The sequence below is a fragment of the Kribbella catacumbae DSM 19601 genome (assembly GCF_000372465.1).
In the GTDB taxonomy this organism is placed as follows: Bacteria; Actinomycetota; Actinomycetes; order Propionibacteriales; family Kribbellaceae; genus Kribbella; species Kribbella catacumbae.
In genome coordinates, this window is sequence record NZ_AQUZ01000004.1 from 268,482 (window position 1) to 289,320 (window position 20,839).

General features: G+C 67.2%; 19 protein-coding genes. 9 read left to right on the forward strand and 10 right to left on the reverse strand.

Annotation, left to right across the window (positions count from 1 at the left end):
* Positions 1–56: 56 nt before the first annotated feature.
* The 4 genes from A3ES_RS0106690 to A3ES_RS0106705 all read right to left on the reverse strand — a co-directional run bounded on the left by A3ES_RS0106690 (position 57) and on the right by A3ES_RS0106705 (position 3,776).
* The gene (locus tag A3ES_RS0106690) at positions 57–887 is read right to left on the reverse strand and encodes an isoprenyl transferase (protein ID WP_051084640.1); all 831 of its coding nucleotides are present in this window, start codon (positions 885–887) and stop codon (positions 57–59) included.
* A gap of 307 nt (positions 888–1,194) precedes the next feature.
* Positions 1,195–1,950 carry a DNA repair protein RecO gene (recO, locus tag A3ES_RS0106695; protein ID WP_020386014.1) on the reverse strand — a complete coding sequence of 252 codons (756 nt, stop codon included), beginning with the start codon at positions 1,948–1,950 and terminating at the stop codon, positions 1,195–1,197.
* A 12-nt stretch (positions 1,951–1,962) separates the two neighbouring features.
* Complete coding sequence (locus tag A3ES_RS0106700; RefSeq protein WP_020386015.1) at positions 1,963–2,790, reverse strand: SDR family oxidoreductase; 828 nt, start codon at positions 2,788–2,790, stop codon at positions 1,963–1,965.
* Positions 2,787–3,776, reverse strand: a complete 990-nt coding sequence (locus A3ES_RS0106705) for an aldo/keto reductase (RefSeq protein ID WP_020386016.1) — start codon at positions 3,774–3,776, stop codon at positions 2,787–2,789. Before A3ES_RS0106705 ends, A3ES_RS0106700 begins: the two co-directional genes overlap by 4 nt.
* Positions 3,777–4,017: 241 nt before the next feature.
* Here A3ES_RS0106705 and A3ES_RS0106710 point away from each other — a divergent pair, with 241 nt between their 5' ends.
* The 4 genes from A3ES_RS0106710 to A3ES_RS0106725 are packed head-to-tail and all read left to right on the forward strand — an operon-like array spanning position 4,018 to position 9,619.
* Complete coding sequence (locus A3ES_RS0106710) at positions 4,018–7,131, forward strand: FtsX-like permease family protein (RefSeq protein WP_020386017.1); 3,114 nt, start codon at positions 4,018–4,020, stop codon at positions 7,129–7,131.
* Positions 7,128–7,967, forward strand: coding sequence for an ABC transporter ATP-binding protein (locus A3ES_RS0106715; protein ID WP_020386018.1), 840 nt, complete (start codon positions 7,128–7,130; stop codon positions 7,965–7,967). The genes A3ES_RS0106710 and A3ES_RS0106715 overlap by 4 nt, the downstream gene beginning before the upstream one ends.
* Positions 7,964–8,641 (forward strand): ABC transporter ATP-binding protein, encoded by a 678-nt coding sequence (locus A3ES_RS0106720; protein ID WP_020386019.1) that lies wholly within the window; start codon positions 7,964–7,966, stop codon positions 8,639–8,641. Before A3ES_RS0106715 ends, A3ES_RS0106720 begins: the two co-directional genes overlap by 4 nt.
* 54 nt (positions 8,642–8,695) lie before the next feature.
* Entirely contained in the window at positions 8,696–9,619 is a 924-nt protein-coding gene (locus A3ES_RS0106725; protein ID WP_020386020.1) for a hypothetical protein, read from the forward strand.
* Positions 9,620–9,625: 6 nt separating this feature from the next.
* Here the strand turns inward: A3ES_RS0106725 and A3ES_RS0106730 are convergent, their stop codons facing one another.
* From A3ES_RS0106730 to amcB, 3 genes are all read right to left on the reverse strand, one after another.
* Entirely contained in the window at positions 9,626–11,092 is a 1,467-nt protein-coding gene (locus A3ES_RS0106730; RefSeq protein WP_020386021.1) for a bifunctional GNAT family N-acetyltransferase/NUDIX hydrolase, read from the reverse strand.
* Between the two features lie 68 nt (positions 11,093–11,160).
* Complete coding sequence (locus tag A3ES_RS46455) at positions 11,161–11,808, reverse strand: pentapeptide repeat-containing protein (protein WP_020386022.1); 648 nt, start codon at positions 11,806–11,808, stop codon at positions 11,161–11,163.
* Between the two features lie 237 nt (positions 11,809–12,045).
* Positions 12,046–13,149 (reverse strand): cyclophane-forming radical SAM peptide maturase AmcB, encoded by a 1,104-nt coding sequence (amcB, locus tag A3ES_RS0106740; RefSeq protein ID WP_020386023.1) that lies wholly within the window; start codon positions 13,147–13,149, stop codon positions 12,046–12,048.
* Between the two features lie 359 nt (positions 13,150–13,508).
* On the opposite strand from amcB, the gene A3ES_RS0106745 reads away from it, so the two are divergent.
* Both A3ES_RS0106745 and A3ES_RS0106750 read left to right on the forward strand, forming a co-directional pair.
* Positions 13,509–13,922, forward strand: a complete 414-nt coding sequence (locus A3ES_RS0106745; protein WP_237744871.1) for a UTRA domain-containing protein — start codon at positions 13,509–13,511, stop codon at positions 13,920–13,922.
* A gap of 21 nt (positions 13,923–13,943) precedes the next feature.
* On the forward strand, positions 13,944–14,672 hold the full coding sequence (locus A3ES_RS0106750; RefSeq protein WP_026162612.1) for a GntR family transcriptional regulator: 729 nt from the start codon (positions 13,944–13,946) through the stop codon (positions 14,670–14,672).
* A gap of 442 nt (positions 14,673–15,114) precedes the next feature.
* Here A3ES_RS0106750 and leuA read toward each other — a convergent pair whose 3' ends face one another.
* Positions 15,115–16,833 (reverse strand): 2-isopropylmalate synthase, encoded by a 1,719-nt coding sequence (gene leuA, locus A3ES_RS0106755; protein ID WP_020386026.1) that lies wholly within the window; start codon positions 16,831–16,833, stop codon positions 15,115–15,117.
* 257 nt (positions 16,834–17,090) lie between these two features.
* Between leuA and A3ES_RS0106760 the strand changes: the two genes are divergently transcribed.
* Both A3ES_RS0106760 and A3ES_RS0106765 read left to right on the forward strand, forming a co-directional pair.
* Positions 17,091–17,504, forward strand: coding sequence for a PPOX class F420-dependent oxidoreductase (locus A3ES_RS0106760; protein ID WP_020386027.1), 414 nt, complete (start codon positions 17,091–17,093; stop codon positions 17,502–17,504).
* A gap of 40 nt (positions 17,505–17,544) precedes the next feature.
* Entirely contained in the window at positions 17,545–18,534 is a 990-nt protein-coding gene (locus A3ES_RS0106765; protein ID WP_237744867.1) for a GNAT family N-acetyltransferase, read from the forward strand.
* Here the strand turns inward: A3ES_RS0106765 and A3ES_RS0106770 are convergent.
* Positions 18,485–19,420, reverse strand: a complete 936-nt coding sequence (locus A3ES_RS0106770) for a LysR family transcriptional regulator (RefSeq protein ID WP_020386029.1) — start codon at positions 19,418–19,420, stop codon at positions 18,485–18,487. The genes A3ES_RS0106765 and A3ES_RS0106770 overlap by 50 nt on opposite strands.
* A 70-nt stretch (positions 19,421–19,490) precedes the next feature.
* Here A3ES_RS0106770 and A3ES_RS0106775 point away from each other — a divergent pair, with 70 nt between their 5' ends.
* Complete coding sequence (locus A3ES_RS0106775) at positions 19,491–20,180, forward strand: nitroreductase family protein (RefSeq protein ID WP_020386030.1); 690 nt, start codon at positions 19,491–19,493, stop codon at positions 20,178–20,180.
* Here A3ES_RS0106775 and A3ES_RS0106780 read toward each other — a convergent pair.
* A complete protein-coding gene (locus A3ES_RS0106780; RefSeq protein WP_020386031.1) occupies positions 20,152–20,838 on the reverse strand; it encodes a GNAT family N-acetyltransferase in 687 nt (228 codons plus the stop codon). The two genes, A3ES_RS0106775 and A3ES_RS0106780, sit on opposite strands and share 29 nt — an antisense overlap.
* Between the last annotated feature and the right edge of the window lies 1 nt (position 20,839).

Genomic DNA, 20,839 nt, shown 5'->3' on the forward strand with positions numbered 1-20,839 from the left:
TCTCGCTTACGGGACACTAGACCCGCGCGGGCTCACGCGGTTCGCAGTACCGGGGGTCAGGCCTGCTCGACCTGGTTCGGGACGGCGCCACCGTAGCGGCGGTCGCGCTGGGCGTAAAGCTCGACCGCACGCCACAGGTCACGGCGGTCGAAGTCGGGCCAGAGGGTGTCGAGGAAGACCATCTCGGCGTACGCGAGCTGCCAGACCAGGAAGTTGGAGGTGCGCTGCTCCCCGGACGACCGGACGAACAGGTCGACCTCGGGAACGTCCGGCGAGTAGAGGTGCTTGGCGATCGTCTTCTCGGTGATCCGGTCCGCGTTGAGCTTGCCGGCGGCAACCTCCGCGGCGATCGACTTCATCGCGTCGGCGATCTCGGCCTGGCCGCCGTAGTTCACACAGAACTGCAGCGTGATGGTGTCGTTGTGCTTGGTCTGCTCCTGGGCGGACTCGAGCTCGGAGATCACCGACTTCCACAGCCGCGGCCGGCGTCCCGACCAGACCACCCGCACGCCCATCGCGTCCAGCTCGTCGCGGCGGCGGTGGATCACCTCGCGGTTGAAGCCCATCAGGAACCGGACCTCCTCCGGCGACCGGGCCCAGTTCTCGGTCGAGAACGCGTACGCCGAGATGTACTTGACGCCGATCTCGATCCCACCCTTGATCACGTCGAGCAGCGAGGCCTCGCCGGCCTTGTGCCCCTCCGTGCGCGGCAGATTCCGGGCCTTGGCCCAGCGCCCGTTCCCATCCATCACGATCGCGACGTGCTTGGGCACCAACTCAGCCGGAATCACCGGCGGCCGCGCCCCCGAAGGATGCGGCTCCGGAGCAACCACCTCCGCACGCCGCGAACTCTCCACCCGACCCCGACGACGACCAATAGGCGACATACCCCGAATCCTCCCAAACCACCCCGGCAACCGATCCCATGGGTAGGACCGGACCGCCCCAACTCACAAACCTGCTGTATCCGGCCCATCGCACACCCGCCTACGCCTGGCCAGGACTGACCGGGCGAGGTTTGTGAGTGGGGGCGGTCCGGGGCCGCGCCGCCAACCCGGCCACGGCTTGCCGCACATCACGAGGTACGGCCGTAGCGCTAGGCGGTCCTCGAGCTGGCTTATCCGAGCAGGGTGTCGAGCTGGTGCTGTTGGCGGGAGTCCAGGCGGTCGATGGCGCGAGGAGGAGGCATCGGCGTCATCCCAGGTTGAGTTGGTGGGTTTCGGTGGTTAGGTCCAGGTGGCGGAGGGAGCGGAGGCGGTCCAGGTGGTAGGTGGTGAAGGCGGAGACCAGGGTGGATGCCTCGCGGCGGGTTCTGGGGTCTGTGCGTTCGGCTGTGGGCCAGTCGCCGGTCAAGAGCGCGCCTAGGAGCGTCACGGTGGTGGGCGCGGGCATTGCGCAGGCCGGTGGGCGGCAGGTGGTGCAGACCATGCCGCCGGCGGCGGGGTTGAAGGCTCGGTGCGGACCTGGTTCGCCGCATTTGGCGCAGTCCTCGAAGGAAGGCGCGTAGCCGGAGATCGCCAGGGAACGGAGCAGGAAGGAGTCGAGGACCAGACCGGGGGTGCGTTCACCCGCGGACAGGACGCGGAGCGCACCCGCCAGCAGGAGGTGCTGCTGGGTGGCCGGTTCCTTCTCCTCGACGACCAGGCGGTCGGCGGTTTCCAGCAGCACCGTACCGGTCGTGTACCGCGCGTAGTCGCTGACGATGCCTTCGCCGTACGCCGCGATCGACTCCGCCTGGGTGACCACGTCAAGGGAGCGGCCGGTCGCGAGCTGCAGGTCGACGTGGCTGAACGGTTCGAGCCGGGCGCCGAACCGGGACGACGTCCGGCGTACGCCCTTCGCGACCGCGCGGATCTTGCCGTGGCTGCGGGTCAGGAGCGTGGCGATCCGATCGGCTTCGCCCAGTTTCTGGGTCCGGAGCACGATCGCCTCGTCACGGTAGAGCGGCATCCAGCCATTCTCTCAGGTCTTGGCCAGATACTCGGTGAGCCCGATCGCCGGGTGCCCGGTGAGGTCCTCGACCGCGCTGCTCACCTCGCTCAGCTCACCGCTCGCGATCGCCGCGTACGACGTGACCCAGCCGGCCACCTCCCAGGGCGGTGCGCCGAAGCATTCGCGCGACCGGTACGCCTCGTCGAGCGTCTCGGGTTCGTACCGCACCGGCCGACCCCACGTCTCGCTCATCAGTGCAGCCGCCTCGGTCAACGTGAACGCCGACGGTCCGGTGAGGTCGTACGTCATCCCCGAGTGGTCCCCCGACATCAGCACCGCCGCGGCCACCTCGGCGACATCGTCGCGCGCGACCGCCGCGACCCGCCCATCCCCGGCCGGCCCGCGAATCACGTCGTCCTCACCGACGAAGGCCGCCACAGCATCGACGTACAGGTTGTCGCGCAGAAATGTGAAGTCGGCACCCGTCTCGCGCACGTGCTCCTCGGTGTGCCAGTGATCCCGCGCGAAGGTGAAGGTCGCCGACGGCGAAGCAGCCACGAACGAGGTGTACACGATCCGCCGTACGCCGGCCGCCACCGCGGCGTCGACCGTTGCCTTGTGCAAATCAACTCGATCGGCGGACTCCGTTGCACTGAGCAACAACAAAGTGTCCACCCCGTCCAGCGCGTCCAGCAACGCGGCATGCTCCCCGTACGCCGCCTGCGCCACCTCCGCGCCCGGCAGCTCGGGCGCCCGCGCCGGATCCCGCACAATCAACCGCTGCGGTACGCCGCCGGCCGCCAGCCGTCGCGCGACTCGCGAGCCGAGCTGACCGGTGGACCCGGTCACGCCGATCATTTGCCCACCATCTTCATGCCACCAGGCGCATACCGATCACCCGCCACCGCATCCGGCGGGAAGGCCGCATCCAGCTCGGCCAGATCCTCGGCGGTCAGCGAAACGTCCACGGCACCAAGGTTCTCGGCCAGGTACGAGCGCCGCTTCGTGCCCGGGATCGGCGCGATATCATTGCCCTGCGCAAGCAACCAGGCGAGTGCGAGCTGACTCGGCAGCACCCCTTTGGCCTCCGCCAGCGAGCGGACCTTCGCCACCAGATCGAGATTGCGCTGGAAGTTCTCCCCACTGAACCGCGGCAGCCCGCGCCGCATGTCATCGGGCTCAAAGTCGTCCGGTGAGGTGAGCTGCCCGGTCAGGAATCCACGCCCGAGCGGGCTGAACGGCACGAACCCGATCCCCAGCTCGCGCAGCGTCGGCAGTACGCCGGTCTCCGGGTCCCGCGTCCACAACGACCACTCGCTCTGTACTGCGCTGATCGGGTGCACCGCGTGCGCCGCCCGGACCGTGTCACCCGACACCTCCGACAGACCGAGGTACCGAACCTTGCCTGCCTCAACCGCCAGCGCCATCGCTCCGACGGTCTCCTCGATCGGCACCTGCGGGTCCCGCCGGTGCAGGTACCAGAGGTCGACGTGGTCCACGCCGAGCCGCCGCAGCGAGGCGTCCAGAGCAGTCCCGGCGTACTCCGGGCTGCCGTTCACCACGTTCGGCATCGCTCCACCCGTCGCCGGGCGCTGGAAACCGAACTTGGTCGCCAGCACCACCTCGTCGCGCCGGCCGGCCAGGGCGCGCCCGACGAGTTCCTCGTTCGCGCCGTCGCCGTACACGTCGGCGGTGTCGATGAAGGTGCAACCGGCGTCGATCGCGGCATGCACGGTCGCGATCGACTCCGCGTCGTCAGCCTGGACGCCGTACGACTGGGACATCCCCATGCAGCCGAGGCCGAGGCTGGAAACGGTCAGATCTCCGAGTTGGGATTCACGCATGCCTCGAACCTACCGCTGCCGACGCCGGGCCCGGCCGAGACCCTCAGATGCGTGAGACGCAACGTTTTCCCGGATCAGGTCGCGTTCCGTAGCCGCCGGATCGCGGTCCGCAGTACGGATGGCGTATCGGCCTGGTCCAGGCAACAACTCTGTGTCTTTCTGGGCGGACGGCTGACGGCGACCTCAGGTCTCCGTAGGTTCAGCCGGAGTATTCAGTTCCGGCGGCTGGGGGTGGCCACTGATGTTCTTGCGGCAGGCTCTGCGCTACAGATGGTCACAGATGCTGGTCCTGGCGGGGGTGAGCGTGCTGATCGGCACGTGCGCGGCGTTCGCGCCGTGGTTCTCGCGGGCGGTCGAGCAGACGGTCACCACCGAGACGTTGTCCGGCCAATGGATCTCGGCCGCCTGGCAACTCGACGGGTCTCCCCCGCCGTTCCAGGGTGGTCCGGCCAAGTCGTCGCCACCCGAGGAACTGGCCAAGCTCCTCCCGGCTGACCTGCAACCGCTGTTCAGCCCACCGGCGTACGGCATGACGGTCACTGTGGACTGGGGTCTCAAAGGGCAGAAGGCGGCGATCGAAGGCAAGGTGGTCTGGCGGGACGGGTACTGCGCCCAACTGGTGCTGACCGTGGGCCGTTGCCCCCGCGCCGCGAACGAGGTCGTTGCCTCAAGCACCGATCTGAAAAACTTCAACGCCGCGGTCGGGGCCACGATCAAGGCCGCCTCCACCCAGTACGCCGGTGGCGGCATGCTCCGCGTGGTCGGCGTCTACCAGGCCGACGATCTGGCCACGTACTGGTTCGGCCGCGGACCGAGCGGCCACTCCTTGCCGGCCAGCGAGACACGGCCGGCCCAGTCCGACTTTCTGCTCACCGAGCGCGTCACCCTGGAGAAGGGCACCTGGGGTGCCCACTCGACGCTGGACACGCGCCCGCTTCCGGGCAAGGTCCGGGGGGACGATCTGGACCAGCTCCGGCAGGTCACCGACGAGTCCGGCGCCAATGCTGCCGAGCTCAACCTCTCGGCACAGAACACGACCGGCTTGCTCGGTCTCATCGACACCATCAAAGCCGAACGCCGGCAGGCCGCCACGATCATCCCGCTGGTGATGGTGCAGGTCGCTCTGTTCGGCGTGGTGGTGCTGGCCCTCGCACTGGCCGCCGTGGTCGACCAGCGACGACCGGAGCTGGCGGTCTCCCGGTTGCGGGGCGCCGGCGCACGGCGTACCGGCACGGCGTTGGTTGCTGAGTTGTGCGTGCCTGTACTGGTTGGCACCTTCGGCGGTGTCCTCGCCGGCTTCGGTGTGCTGCTGATCGTGCGGAGTACGTGGCTGGACGGCGGAGCTCCATTGGAGCTGCCTTGGACGGTACTGGCCGCTGTCGGCCTCGCTGCCGTCGTTGGGGTCGCGGTCGTGGCGTGGTCGGTTCGCGCCGTCATCCGTCAGCCGATCTCCACACTGCTCCGGCGGATCGTGCCGCGGCGCCGCGGCCGGACTGTCGGCATAATCGATGTCGTCGTCATCGTCGTCGCATCCGCAGGCCTCGCAGGCGCTCTGACCGGCGGCGGTCGAGGCCCACTGCCTGTACTGACGCCCAGCTTGCTTGCTCTCGCGGTGGGCCTCGCATTCGCCCACCTGCTGCTTCCGGCGGCAGGGCTGGTGAGCAGGCAGGCGCTTCGCCGCGGCCGGCTCGGCCTCGCGCTCGGCGCGTTGCAGGTCGCCCGGCGCCCAGCCGTGACGCGGATCGTCGCAGTAGTCGCGGTGGCGACCGCTTTGGTCTCCTTCGCTGGCCAGGCCTCATCCGTTGCCGACCGCAACCGTGACTTCCGGGCCGGGTACGAGATCGGCGCCGACGCAGTGCTGGCGATGGAGGTGAACACCTTCGCGAACTTCAGCGGCGCGGTCGACCGGATCGACCGTGACCGGAACTGGCTGACACCCGTCGTGCTCTCCTACCCGTCGAACTCGAGCGGCCTGCGTGCCCTGATGATCGAGCCGGACAGCTTCCGGCGGATCGCCTTCCGTGGCGAGCAACTGACCGATACGGACGGATTCCGCGCGCTCAAGGCTCCGGCCGAGCCGCCTGCGATCGAAGTACGGGGTAACCGGCTGACCATCACCGCGACCCCCAGCAATCTGGTGCCGTACGTGCCGCCCACCAGGGACGGCGAGGCCATCGAGTCAGGTCCGCCCGCCAAGGCCGTGGTCCTGCAGGCGACCGTCTTCAGTCAGCGCACAGGATCCCGGTACCTCGTCCAGTTCCCGGCGCTGCCATTGGACAACGGCAAGCCGGTCGAGCTCAGCACCAGGATCGACTGCGGAAAGTCCTGCCAGCTGATCCGGCTGGGCGTGGCGCGTGAGCTTGGCGACTCGGCGGGACTTCGCGGCGGGATCAAGATCGACAAGGTGGCCACCGACACCCAGCCCACCGTCCCGCTCGGCAAAGGGCTGGACTGGGAGCCGATGCAGCAGCCCGGTGGTGACGCGGCCCAAGGCACCATCTCGGCGACGAACGGCCCGGCCAACGGATTGACCCTCAGCCTGACCAGCACCGGTGCCGCGCTCAACCTGCAGAACACCAGGATTCCGTCCGCCGTACCGGCGCTGGTGACGAGTGAGTTCCCGGTCAGCCAGACCCAGACCGTGCCCGGCATCGACGGGATCGGGTTCCCGGTCCAGAAGCTCGACCAGCTGAAGAGTGCCGTTCCCCGCTACACCGAACGCACCGCTGTGGTCGATCTGGAGACCGTACGCCGGCTGGGTGGCAGCGTGGCCGACACCAGTACCGACTTCGAGATCTGGCTGAACGCCGACGGGCTGGCGCACGCCGACCAGATCATCGCCGAACTCGCCACCGTAGGCATCACCGCGAGCATCGTCGACCGGCACTCGGACCGGGTCGACACCTACGGCCGCTCCGCCAGTGCACTCGCACTCCAGCTCACTCCGGTCATCGGGATCGCCGGCTGGGCACTGGCGATCATCGTGCTCCTGTTGATGATCGTCACCTCTTGGCGATCCCGGGCCCAGGACTACGCGAGCCTGCGCATCACCGGCGTACCGGCGACGACCACCGGACGGGCGGCGCGGTGGGAACAGACCGGCCCGGTCGCGCTGGCGGCGTTGCTGGGATCGGCCTGCGGCATCCTCGGGGCCCACGTCGCGCTGCCGATGATCCCGCTCTTCGCACCGACCGCCCAACCGTCACCGATCCCGCTCGACCTGGCCATCAACTGGTCCGTCGCGCTGGCGCTGTCGGTGATCAGTGTCGCGATCATGGCCACGACCACGCTGCTCCTCGGCACCGGCGTCAACCGTCGCGCCGGCTACGCCCGGATCCGGGAGGAATTGTCTTGACCGGCCTCGCGATCAACACCACCGGCCTGGTGCACATCTATCGCAGTCAGGGTCACGACGTCGCCGCATTGTCCGGGATCGGGATCGGTGTCCGGCCGGGTGAGCTGGTCGGTCTGCTCGGGCCGTCCGGCGCCGGAAAGTCCACCCTGCTTCAGCTTTGCGGCGGCCTGCTGACCCCGAGCGCCGGGCGGTTGCAGATCGGCGAACACCACATCGCCACGATGACCGAGGCCGAGCTCGACCGGATGAGGGCCGGCGATGTCGGCATCGTGCTGCAGGGCGCGGGGCGCAACCTGATCCCGTACCTGACGCCGCACGACAACGTCCGGTACGCGCAACGCGCCGCGGCCCGCGGTCGTCCGATTCCGGCGCCGCAGGAGGTGCTGGATCTCGTTGGCCTGGGCAACCAAGCGCGGGTTCCGCTCGCTCGGCTCACGCCCGGCCAGATCCAGCTCTGCGCGGTCGCGGTCGGGATCGCCACCTTCCCTGGGTTGTTGCTGGCCGACGAGCCGACCAGCCAGCTCGACCATCGGGCTCGCGACGAAGTACTGGCCGCGATCTCCACGATCAACAAGGCGACCGGGATGACCGTACTGCTGATCACCCACGACCCCGAGGTGGCCGCGGTACTGCCACGGACGATCACCATCCGGGACGGGCGGATCGCGTCGGAAGGCAGGTCGGGTGAGGAGTTCGCGGTGGTTGCGACCGACGGGTCGTTGCCGTTGCCTCCCCATGTCGCGGAACTGTTGCCGCCGGGCACGTTGTTGCGGGTCACCACCACCGATGACGGCGACGTCCGGCTGTCCCCGCTCGACCAGGAGGACACAGCATGATCACCGTCACCAATCTCACCGTCGCGTACGCCGATCTGGTCGCCGTCGCCGACGTTTCGCTGCGACTGCCGCCGGGCTACGTGCTGGCGGTCAGCGGGCCGTCCGGGGCCGGCAAGAGTTCGTTGCTCTGGGCAATCGCCGGGGCGGTCTCGGCCAAGTCGGGCACGGTGGACGTCGATGGGCTGGAGATCGTCGACCGGCCGGGCGCGGCGGCGCACGGCGTAGTACTGATTCCGCAGGGCAACGGGCTTGCGCGGGTGCTGACCGCGCGGGAGAACCTGTCGATGCCGTTGCTCGCCAAGGACAAGTTGCCGGCCGATGACGAGGATCGTGAGGAGGCGCTGGGATCGATCGAGGAGATCATCCAGAGAGCGCTCACTGACGTCGGACTCGAAGAGAGCGGCGACCATCTGGTCGAGGAGCTGTCCGGCGGTGAACAGCAGCGGGTCGCGGTCGCGCGGGGGCTGGCCCAGCGGGGCAAGGTGATCCTCGCCGACGAGTCGACCAGCGAGCTCGACAGCACCAACAGAGAGCGCGTTCTCGAGTTGCTGCGCGCCGAGGCCGACCGGGGCGCGGCCGTCATCATCGCCACCCACGACCCAAGCGTGGCCGCCGGCGCCGACGGGCACGCGTTGATGGACGAAGGCCGCCTGACGTGGGAACGTCGGCTGTAACTTTCGGGGTGCCGCCCGCATCTAGCTGTTCGACAAGCTGAGAGGAATGGGCGGATGAACAGAGGACGATGGGTGCCGGCCCTGGGGCTGGCATCACTGACGCTGGGCCTCATCACGATCCCGGCGACCACAGCCACCGCGAGCGGCACGCAGCAGGCCGCGGCCTGCTCACTGGGCCTGGGCGCGGTCAACGAGAAGTATGGGTTGCAGCGGCAGCGAGTCACCGCGGGCAACCCACCGAGCGTGCAGCCCACGGAGGAGTTCGTGGCGAACGCCTTCCCGAACATAGACGTCCGGCAGAGCGGTTCGTGGGTTCATGAGCCGAACGTCGCGGGCTTCGACTACTACGGCAAGATCATCCTCGGCCCGTACATGTACAGGGCGATCTACCGATCCGATGATGCCGATGCAGGGGTGAAGCTGACCCGCATCGGTGGCGGCTGGGACACCTTCACCTTCTTCGAGGAGTCCCGGTACGACGAGGGCGCGCGGCCGGGATCGCAGGCTCACACCTTCGAGTACGGGCTGCGCAAGGACGGGGTGCTGTTCCGCTGGCGGGAAACCGGTGGCAAGTTTGTCGCCACGGGTTCGTACCCGGGCTTCGCCTCTGTGCAGACGATGGCGCTGATCAGCCAGACCCGGACCTACGACACCTTCCTCGCGAACACCCGCGGTGGAGCGCTCTACACGATCCGGATCCCGATCAGCAATCCGCTGAAGCCGATCGTCACCAAGGTCCGGAGCTCCACCTGGCAAGGCTTCGACGCCCTGGTCGCCGAACGCTGTGGCCAGTACGGCACGCTCCTGATGGGCATCGACAGGGACACGCAGTCCGGCTACCTGTACGCCGTCGGGAACGCGAACGGCACCTCGACCGTGATCAACGGCCTCGGCAAGGTGCCGGGTTCGTACAACGACCCGGTGAACTACCGGTGGACCGGCGTGGCCTTCGCCAACCCGCCGCTCAACGGCGACTGACAGGTCTCACAGACCCTGGAAGGTCGGGGTGGCCGGTGGGCCGTCGGCGAGGAGAGCAGCCAGCAGGTGCGGCAGCGAACGGGGCGAGAGGTAGGCCGGCCCCTGGTGGGCCCGAAGTTCTTCGGGGGTCCACCAGCGGTGGCCGTGCACGTGCTCGGCCTGTAGCTCCGCCGCTGACCTCGTGCCGGCCGGGGTGAAGGCGTCGGCGCGGATCAGGAAATAGTCGTTGATGACGCCGTCGTAGCCCGCCGCATGGCCCGGCGCGACGGTCACCTGGTGCCACAAGTGCGTCGGGTCAGCTGGTACGTCGAGGCCGATCTCCTCCGAGAGCTCACGGGACAGAGCCTTCTGCAACGACTCCCCCGGCTCGACGCCGCCACCCGGCGCGGCCCAGACGACGTGGCCGTCATCGAACTCGAACCGCATCAGCAGGATCCGGTCCTGAGCATCCAGGACGACCGCCCGCGCCGCCGGCCGCAACCGCGGTACGGGGAGCTCCAGCTCGTACTCGACGTTCTTCTCCTGGGCCTCGAAACCGAAGCGGGCGTTGACTTTCTGCATCGCCGTGTTCGTCTCGGCCGTCCAGGTGTGCAACCACTTCTGGGTGGTGCGGTGCTTGGCGAGCTGCTTGAGGTTGGCCAGCTTCAGGTGGGTGCCGAGGTTGTGGCCGCGGTGCTCACGCAGTACCAGGGTGTCGTCCTGCTGGGCCGCGTCCGGGTCGGCTCTGGGGAGGTAGATGGTCGTGTAGCCGGCCGGGCGCCCGTCCGTCGTCTGCGCCATCGTGTGCAGCGCGAGGTAGTTCTTGTCGGCCCGCAACTCGCGGGCGCGAATCCGCTCCACGTCCCACGGCACCAGTTCCCGCGTCATGCCACCCGTGGGTACGTCCCGGTCCATCGCCGTCTGCAGGTCGGCGAACGCCTGCAGGTACTCCTCCGGGCACGGCCCAGACCACGAGGTCAGCCGGAAGCCCTCCAGCGGCTCGACCTCGACCGAGCCAGTCCAGGGCAACTCCGCCACCAGGTGGTCCTCGACGTTCTCGACGGTGAAGCCCAGCTTCGCCGCGAAGGCGCTCCCCGGCCACGTCTCACTGGTGAATCCCGTCGGCATCCCCAGCCCGGCCTGGAAGATGGTCCGTCCCTCGCCGGCCGCCCGGGACCTCGCCCAGCCCCACAACGCGGTCCCGATTCCACGGCGGCGGTCGGCTGGAGCAACGTCGATCTCGACGATGACGGTGTCCAGGTTGCTTTCCAGCCAGTACTCGAACAGCATCGCGCCAACCACCCGCACCCCGTCGAACGCGGCAACCGCGTGCCGGGACTTCAACCCGTTCCGGGAAGTCAACGACGACGCCAGCGCCTCCCGGGTCGCCACAATCGCGGCCGGCCGATCCGCGGTCGCCCCGGCCCAGAACACGGCGTACCAGGCATCAAAGAGCTCGCCGTCGGCCGGATCGATCTCGCGCACGGTGATCATCCCTCGACCCAAACAGACAACAGGCCCACCTGCCACACAATTTGGGCAGGAGCCACCAGCCCTACGTGTCAGGGATGACTGATCTGGATATCCAGGTCTGCGACTAACGCCGCAGTCAAGTCGGCTAGCTGGTCGGCGGTCAGCATGACGCCACGCAGACAGACAACACCGCGGACCGTCTCAAGCGAGTTGCCCCGCAGATCGGATCCACGCAGATCGCAGCGGTCGAACTCCAGGCCTGACAACCGGCAGCCATCGATGACGGCCTTGTCCCATCGGCAGCTGACCAGGCTGGCCTCAGTCATCGAGCAGTTCACGAACCCCAGCGCGCCAGCAGTCCGAACTGTGTCAAAGGTCGCGTAGTCGAGTCGGCAGTTCTCGAAGATCACGTTCTCGCAGACGACCGCGGTCAGCGCGAGCCCGGACAATTGACAACCACGAAAGTGCACCCGATCCAGCTTTCCACCGTCCAACCGAGCCGATGACAGGTCGACGCCATCGAACATGCTGCCGGTGATCGCCACGCCGTCCCAAACGGCATCAGCAAGGACCGTGCCAGCAAATCTGGATCCGATGATCGGCACACTGTCGAGCTGCAGCCGCGCCTCGTCGATCCTGCCCACTGATGCGTAGCGGACCCCTCGGCCGGACAACACGTCGACCTCTGTCAGATCCGACTCATCGACAGCCGGCAGCAAGATCCGAGTCTTGCGCACTTCCCGAATTTCCACAGCTCTCCTGCGACGTGTACTGGGTCGGCGGATGGTCACCGGCACCCACCCGCCGACCATGGCTGACCTACTTGTGCTTCCTCCAGTTGTCCCACGAAGGGCGGTTGTCCCATGAGCTAGATGGCGCGCGTGTCTCATCACGTTGCGACATCTGATACTCTGAACGCACCCGAAGCTTGGCGAGCGCTGCCGAATCCGCTCCAAGGAGCGTGGCTAGGGGATTCATATGGCCATCCTTTCGGTGATGTGGTCCGCTGCAGCGCGGACCAGGCTCTGGCGGGTGTTTCGGCAGTACGCCGTCTCAGCGATCTCCAGGGACCCGTGCTCGAAGTAGCGGTTGCCGGCCTGCGCGCCGCCGCAGAACGAGTAGAAGTCACAACCAGCTGCGCATTTACTTAGCGCCTCCTCGAACTCAAGAACGTAGGCGAGTCGCGAGGATTCCGCGATCATCCGAGGCAAAGACATCCGGAGAACGTTGCCGGCAAGGAAATCTGCGTACTTGACGTCTTTGATACCAAGGAGCTCTGGCGACAGCAGAACAGTGTCTCCGTTGTGCGCAATCGTCGGGATGGGATCAAACGGTCGACGATCCTCGCCACTTCTAGTGCGTGTCGCCAGGAAGTCGTTGAGTCGATCCAGTTCACGAATCCGCAGCACGCTACCCGCTTCGCGGTGCCGCAGGAGCGCTCTCCAGAACTCGTAAGCGGTGGACTCCTCGACGCCGGGCCGACCCGCCCCCTCTTCCTCTTCAATGTTGAAACCGACCGAGGAACAGCCGATTGCACTGAAGAAGTCGACCAACTCCTCCGCATGTCCGATGGTTGAAGGCGTCACCACGCAGATGACGGTGAAGTCGATCCCAGCCGTTTGGAGCCGCTCGATACCTCGCCGGGTTTGCGCGAATGTCTCCGCGCCTCGCCAATTCACACGATCCCGATTCGCCCAGGGTGGTCCGTCGACACTGATGCCGACATCGAAGCCGTACTCCTTGAACAGATCGCACCAACGCTGATCGATCAGCGTTCCATTCGATTGGATCCCGAACTCGACCAGGTTCGATGACCTAAGCGTCTCGAACGGCTTCAACAGCGCGCGAAAGTGCTCGATGGGGGTCGTCGTCGGCTCTCCGCCGTGCCATACAACGTCCACGGGGTAGGGGCTTGCCTGTTGCCAGACGGACGCAGCACACGCAGCGGCGACCGGCGTTGACATCAGCGCACGCCGTTTGCGATCCGGCAGATAGCAATACGAGCAGTCCAGGTTGCACAAACTTGTCGGCTGCATCACCAACGTGTGAAACGTCGTCGATATCGCGGCGTTCTGCATGCTCGCCCTTCTTCCTCACCGTTGAAGGACGGAACCGGCGCCGGTTGCAGGGACCTCAGCGCCGGTTCCGTCGCTTGGCGGACTGCGGCTGATGCTGAGACGGACAATACTACCTTTCGCATATTGCAGCAAGGTTGACCCCGAGGAGGTCCTGCCACGAACCTTGCTGCCTTCCAAGTACAGTGAAGTGACCGGCATCCATCGGCGACGAGAAGAAGGAGGCAGCAGTGGCGAACGGAGCGGCCCGTTGGGAAAGCGTTTCGACGCCGTATTTGAGGCCACGAGCCGCCGGCGAGTTGGACGCCTGGTCCGAGGAACTCGCAGAGCGCGATGTATCCGGCAGCCAGCAACTCCGGGAGGTGGCGGCGGTTGTTCCTCCACCAGAAGTCGCTGAAGGCCTGGGTACCTCACCGGGAGAATCGGTAGTGGTTCGTCGCCGAGTCATGCTGGTTGACGGCCGGACAGTCGAACTGACTGACTCCTACTACCCCTCCGCTGTGGCGTCAGGCACCGGCCTGGCGGAGCCACGGAAGATTCGTGGTGGCGCAGTCACGCTGCTGACAGAGCTCGGCTACGAAACCGGCGTAGTTCAGGAGGAGATCTCTGCTCGACCACCCACATCGGACGAGTCCGCAACCCTCGATCTCGCCGACGGCGAGTGGGTGATCATCCTGTCTCGCCTGACCACAACAGCAGACGGCGAACCAATCGAGATGAGCGTCATGACCATGGCAGCCAACGGCCGACGGCTGCGCTACCAGGTGACCACATGATCCGAAACAGCAGCACGCATCATGGATAATGGAAACGACGTCAGGCCACGCCACCAACAGATTGCAGCCGACCTACGGGCCCAGATCATGGCAGGCGACCTTGCACCCGGCCAGCAGTTGCCCTCCACCCAGAATCTCGTACATCGATTCTCGGCGGCCAACGCGACGATTCAGCGCGCACTTACTGCGCTCAAACGTGAGGGCTTCGTTTACAGCCTGGTCGGCAAAGGTGTCTACGTTCGTGATCGCCGCCCGTTCGTGGTCGATGCCGCCACCTACCTTTCTCCCAGCCCAAAGGGCTATGCCTACCGCCTGCTGGACGTAGCCGAGGTCCAGGCCCCCACTGAGATCTCCTCAGCACTCGATCTCACCTCGGATGGACACGCCATCCTGCGCCAGCGACTACTGTCGTACGACGGTGAGCCGATCGAGATCTCGTGGTCCTACTACCCGGCAGACATCGCTGCGGATGGCCCGCTCGCACGGAAACTTCGCATCCCCGGCGGGGCGGTTCAGGCCCTCGCGGAACTCGGCTATCCGCAGCGCGAGTTCGCCGATCGCCTGTCTGCCCGCCTACCCACCACTGAGGAACTCGAAATCCTTGGACTGCCAGAGGACGTGCCAATCATTCGGCAATTCCGAACGATCTACTCGGACAATCGGCGCCCCGTGGAAGCGTCAGTCCTCGTCAAAGGCGCCCACCTCTACGAACTCCGCTACCACCAAGCCATCCCACAGCCATCAGATTAAGGTCATCAACTGATCACGCTAACCGCGAACGAGATCAGACACCTGTTCACCCGGCCCCTCGACCACGGCCAACACTGCGCGGCACACCTGCTGCACCGGTCACGCTGGCGACCCCGCCACCAAACCCGAGCACGCGACTGCCACCACCGCGGTCAAACAGCCCAACTCACCTCATCACGAACCACGGCTGGAGTGCTAGCCAGTGGCGCTGACACCGGCATGGGCATCACCTGAGGCGTCAGGCGCCCCTCACTCCCTCCAGCACGATGCAAGGTGCACCCGGGCACCCACCGCGACGAAGGAGCGGCAAGGAGGGGTGGGTGGGAGTGACCAGAGCTGGGAGCGACGAAGGAGCGAGCGGCGGCGGACACGTGGGGGCTTGTCGGCGTACAAGCTGAAGGCCGGCCTCCAGACGGAAAGACCGGCCTTGAGCTTGCTGAGATCAGCGGGTGGCGCGGTTGATGGCTGAGACGACTGCCTTCAGGGAGGCGGTGAGGATGTTGGCGTCGCGGCCGACACCCCAGTAGACGTCGTCGCCGACCTCGCACTCGACGTACGCCGCGGCCAGGGCGTCGCCGCCGGAGGAGAGGGCGTGCTCGTGGTAGTCCAGCACCCGTACGTCGTACTTCAGCGGCTTGATCGCGTCGACGAAGGCCGACACCGGGCCGTTGCCCTCGCCAACCAGTTCGTGCGGGACGCCGCCGGAGTAGACCTGCACGCGGAGCTGGTCACCCTGTCCCTCGCCGGACGTCGAGTTGACGGTCAGCAGCGACAGCTGGCCCGGGGCCAGGTACTCGGTGGAGAAGATGTCCCACATCTGCTGGGGACCGACCTCGCCGCCCTCGGCGTCGGTGTGCTGCTGGATCACCCGGCTGAACTCGATCTGCAGCCGGCGCGGCAGGTCGAGGCGGTGCTCCGACTTCATGATGTAGGCGACGCCGCCCTTGCCCGACTGCGAGTTGACCCGGATGACCGCCTCGTACGACCGGCCGACGTCCTTCGGGTCGATCGGCAGGTACGGCGCCTCCCAGGCGATCTCGCCGACCGGCCGGCCCTCGGCCGCGGCCTGCTTGTCCAGCGCCTCCAGGCCCTTCTTGATCGCGTCCTGGTGCGAGCCGGAGAAGGCGGTGTAGACCAGGTCACCGGCGTACGGCTGACGCTCGGGGACGCGCATCTGGGTGCAGTACTCGACGGTGCGGCGGATCTCGTCGATGTCGGAGAAGTCGATCTGCGGGTCGATGCCCTGGCTGAACAGGTTCATCCCCAGCGTCACCAGGTCGACGTTGCCGGTCCGCTCGCCGTGGCCGAACAGGCAGCCCTCGACGCGATCCGCGCCGGCCATCAGCGCCAGCTCGGTCGCGGCGACCGCGGTACCGCGGTCGTTGTGCGGGTGCAGGCTGATCGTGCTGTGCTCGCGCCGGGTCAGGTTGCGGCTGAACCACTCGATCTGGTCGGCGTACACGTTCGGCGTCGACATCTCGACCGTGGCGGGCAGGTTGAGGATGATCTCGCGGCCCTCCGCCGGCTGCCACACGTCGCTGACCGCCTCGCACACGTCCAGCGCGAACTCCAGCTCGGTCCCGGTGAAGATCTCCGGGCTGTACTGGTAGCCGAACTCGCAATCGCCCAGCATCTCGTCGGCGTACTTCATCACCGTCTCCGTGCCCCGTACCGCGATGTTGCGGCACTCGGCCTTGTCGACGTTGAAGACGACCCGGCGGAACAGCGGCGCGGTCGCGTTGTACAGGTGGATGGTGGCCTTCGGCGAGCCCTGCAGGGACTGCACGGTCCGCTCGATGAGCTCCTCGCGCGCCTGGGTCAGCACCGAGATGGTGACGTCCTCGGGGATCGCGTCGCCCTCGATCAGGCTGCGGACGAAGTCGAAGTCGTACTGGCTGGCGCTCGGGAAACCGACCTCGATCTCCTTGTAGCCCATCCGCACCAGCAGGTCGAACATCCGCCGCTTGCGGGCCGGCGACATCGGCTCGACCAGGGCCTGGTTGCCGTCACGCAGATCGGTGGACAGCCAGCGCGGCGTCTTGTCGACCGACTTGGCCGGCCAGGTCCGGTCGGGCAGCTGGATCGGCGGGAACGCGCTGTAGCGCCCGATCGGCATGCCAGAGGTCTGCTGAACGGGTTTGGGCTGGTTCTTGGGGGCCATGTTGCGGGTTCTCCTCGCGGAAGCAGTACTTGGTCGGATTCGACCGGCGACAGCGCCATTGAGAGATGGCGAAACTCCGCGGCGAGGGAACCGGCCTACGTCAGGCCTCGCCGCGGCAGCGAAGGAGAAGAAGCTGGTGCCGCATGATGCCAGTGAGTCTATGCACAACCCCATCCGCAGGTCGAACCGGGGGTCTCGCAGACCGAGACAAACCATCACCGGCAGTGACGGTTTGCTTGAAAACTTAAGATCTAAGTATGACCTCTGACCTCCTCGGCACGCTCGGCAAGACCGGCCTCGGCGTGCTCGTCACGATCAAGCGGGACGGCCGGCCGCAGCTGTCCAACGTCACCTACCTGTACGACGGCGACCAGGTCCGCGTCTCGCTCACGGACGGACGCGCTAAGACCAAGAACCTCCGCCGCGACCCGCGCGCCAGCCTTTATGTGAACGGCCCTCGCGGTCGCTCGTACGTCGTGGTCGAAGGCAAAGCGGAGCTGACCCCGGTCGCGACCGCCGAAGACGACAACACCGTCGAGCAGCTCATCACCTACTACCGCGACGCTGCCGGCGAGCACCCCGACTGGGACGACTACCGCCGGGCCATGGTCGCGGAGCGCCGCCTCCTCTTCACCATGACCATCGACCACAGCTACGGGATGGCCGGTTAAATAACTCGCGGTGAGCGGCTGTCAGGTCCACTCTGGGGCTGTGGACATCTCGAGGCTTTCTTCTGACGACGCGGCTGGGTGTGCCGACGCGGTGGCGTTGCTGAACGCGACCCATGCGGTCGACTGCCCGGCTGCCCTGTTGTCGACCCCGTCCGGCTATGCGGCCGACCTGCGATACGGCTGGGATCTCGATCCGGGCCGTAGCTACCTGGCTCGCGAAGAGGACGGGTCGCTGGTCGGCCTGCTTCAGCTCTTCGCGCCGACCTACGACAACACCAACCTGGCGTGGATCGAGGTCGAGGTCCATCCGGATCATCGGGGCCGCGGGATCGGCAGCGAGCTGGTCCGGTACGGCGAGCAGGTGGCCGACGAGCTCGGTCGTACGTCGTTCGGCATCACCACCTGGGACCTGCCGAAGGCGGAGGCGTTCGCGAAGCGGCACGGGTTCGAGCAGAAGGCGGTCGAGGTGAACCGCCGCCAGGACATCACCAACCTGGACTGGCCGACGGTGCAGAAGCTGTACGACGAAGCCGTGCTCGCCTCGGCGGACTACGAGGTAGTCCGGATCATCGGCGCACTGCCCGACGAGATGCTCGAGGGCATGGTCGCGGTCACCGCCTCGATCAACGACGCCCCGAAGGACGACCTCGACATCGAGGACGACGTCTTCACCCCGGAGCGGCTGCGCGCCTACGAAGCGGCCCGGCAGGGGCACAACCAGACGATGTACCGGGTGATCGCGCGGCACCGTACGACGGGCGAACTGGCAGGCCACTCGGTCGTCACCGTGGAGCGCGAGCGGCCCCACATCGCGGAGCAGAACGACACCGCCGTCTCCCGCGACCACCGCGGCCACCGGCTCGGCGCGCTGGTCAAGACCGGCATGCTGCTCTGGCTGCGCGAGGCCGAACCGGCCCTGACCCAGCTGGACACCTGGAACGCCGAGTCCAACAACCACATGATCTCCATCAACGAACAGCTCAACTACTACGTCGTGGCCCGCGCCCTCGACTACCAGAAGTCGCTCTGAACGCGGTCCGGCAATAAGCGAGGAACGCCTCACCCCGCCGGGTGAGGCGTCCCCCGCCGGCCCACCCCAGGACGACCGGCGTCGTCGGTACTACGTCCGCCAGCGCTCGCGTGAGCACCGGCAGCCCCTCGTAGCTGAGCTCGACCGCCGGCGTTTGCACGGCCAGCGAATATCCGATGCCCCGGGCAACCAACGCCCGCGCCAGCTCGAAGCTCCCGGCCCGATGAGCAGGCGACATCTCCACCCCGGCCGCCTCGAAGACAGCCCTGAAGTAGTGCTCGCTCGGCGGCACATCCAGTAGGACGAACGGCTCTCCGGCCAACTCCGCCAACCGGATCGACCGCCGCCGCGCCAGCCGATGACCTCCGGAGAGCAACACCGACGGTGCCCGATCGTGCAGTACTGCGCTGTCGATCCCCGGCTGCAAGTCCTGCTGATAAAGGAATGCGAGCTCACACCTCCCATCGAGCAACGCTGCTTGTAAGTCCGGCAACGTGCCTTCCATGAAGTCGATCTCTACGCCCGGCTGGGCTTCACGGAACCCTGCGATCGCCAACGGCAGATGGAACGGCGCGATCGGCGCGTAGCACCCGATCGTGAGCCGCCCCTCGATCTCCTGACCGAGGCTGCGCGCGCCGGCGCCCAGCTCGGACAACGCGGCCAGCACCTTGCGCCCATCCGCAACCACCTGCTGGCCGGCCGGGGTCAATCGGGTGCCGCGCCGCGACCCACGCAGTACGAGGCTGACGTCGAGCGCGCGTTCCAGCTCCCCCACCGCGAGCGACACCGCGGACTGCGAGACGTGACATCGCGCGGCGGCGGCCGTGATCCCGCCGGTCTCGGCGATGGCGACGAGGTACTCCAGTTGGCGGGGCGAGATATACATGAGCTGATCATATGGATGAGTTCAGTTTCCCAAGCTGGACTCATGACCGGCCGCGTGGCACGGTCGACAGGTGAACCGCAGCCATCAGCACCCCTTCGTCGCCTACACGCCGCCCCGAGTACCGATCGGGGAAGGGCTGCGCCGCGGGGCGGAGTACCTGGACGAGCTGGAGCGGCGCCGGTCGGTGCGGTGGTTCTCCGACGATCCGGTGCCACTGGAAGCGATCCAGCTCGCGGTGAGTGCCGCCAACACGGCACCCAGCGGGGCGCATCACCAGCCCTGGACCTTCGTCGCGACCGACGATCCTGAGATCAAGCGCGGCGTGCGGATGGCTGCCGAAGAAGAAGAGCGGAAGTTCTACCAGGAGCGGGAACTGCCGGAGTGGCACTCGGCGCTCGCCCGGCTGGAGACCGACGAGCACAAGGAGTTCCTCGAGGTCGCGCCCTGGCTGGTGGTGGCCTTCGCGCAGAAGCACACGCCGCAACCCGACGGCAGCCTGCGCAAGAACTACTACGTCTCCGAGAGCGTCGGCATCGCCTGTGGCTTCTTCATCGCCGCGCTGCACCGGATGGGACTCGCGACGCTGACCCACACGCCGAACCCGATGGCGTTCCTCACCAAGGTCCTCGACCGCCCGCGCACCGAGCGGCCCTACATCCTCTTCCCGGTCGGCTACCCGGCCGACGACTGCGAGGTTCCCGAGCTGACCCGCAAGCCGCTCGACGAGGCCCTTATCGTCCGGCCGGCTCGACGATCGTGACCGACATCCGGTTGGTGACGGTGAACCCCAGCGACTCATAGAGCCTGATCGCGGTGGTGTTGGTCGCGCCGGTATGCAGGAACGGCCGGTCGCCCGCCGTTTCGATGCCGGCGGCAACAGCCCGGACCAGCCGGCCGGCGAGTCCCTGACCGCGGTACTCCGGGTGGGTGCAGACCGCGCTGATCTCGACGTACCCGGGCAGGCGCTGGCGCTCACCGGCCATCGCGACCAGTTCGCCATCGCGCCGCAGACCCAGGTAGCGCCCGCACTCGATCGTGCGCGAGCGGAACGGTCCCGGGTCGGTCAGGGTGGTCAGCGCGACCATCTCCGGGACGTCGTCGAGCCCGAGTTCGACCAGCTCCGGGTCCTCGACGCCGAACGACTCCGGCGCGAGGAACTGGACCAGGCCGAACTGCTGGTCGAGCTTGAAGCTCTCCGGCAGTGGCAGGTCGGGGCGCATCATCGCTCCGACAGTGCCGGGCCCGAGCAGCTCGGCGGCATCCGCCCAGTCCTGCTCGGTCGGCTCGTCCGGCAGGCCGAGGAAAGGCGCGACCTCGGCCTGGTAGCGGACAGCCCGGCCCCGAGCTTCAGCCAGTCCCGCCTGCGGGCCCGTCAGGGCGTAGTACGTCGGATTGGTGAGCGCCGAGGCCTGGCCCACC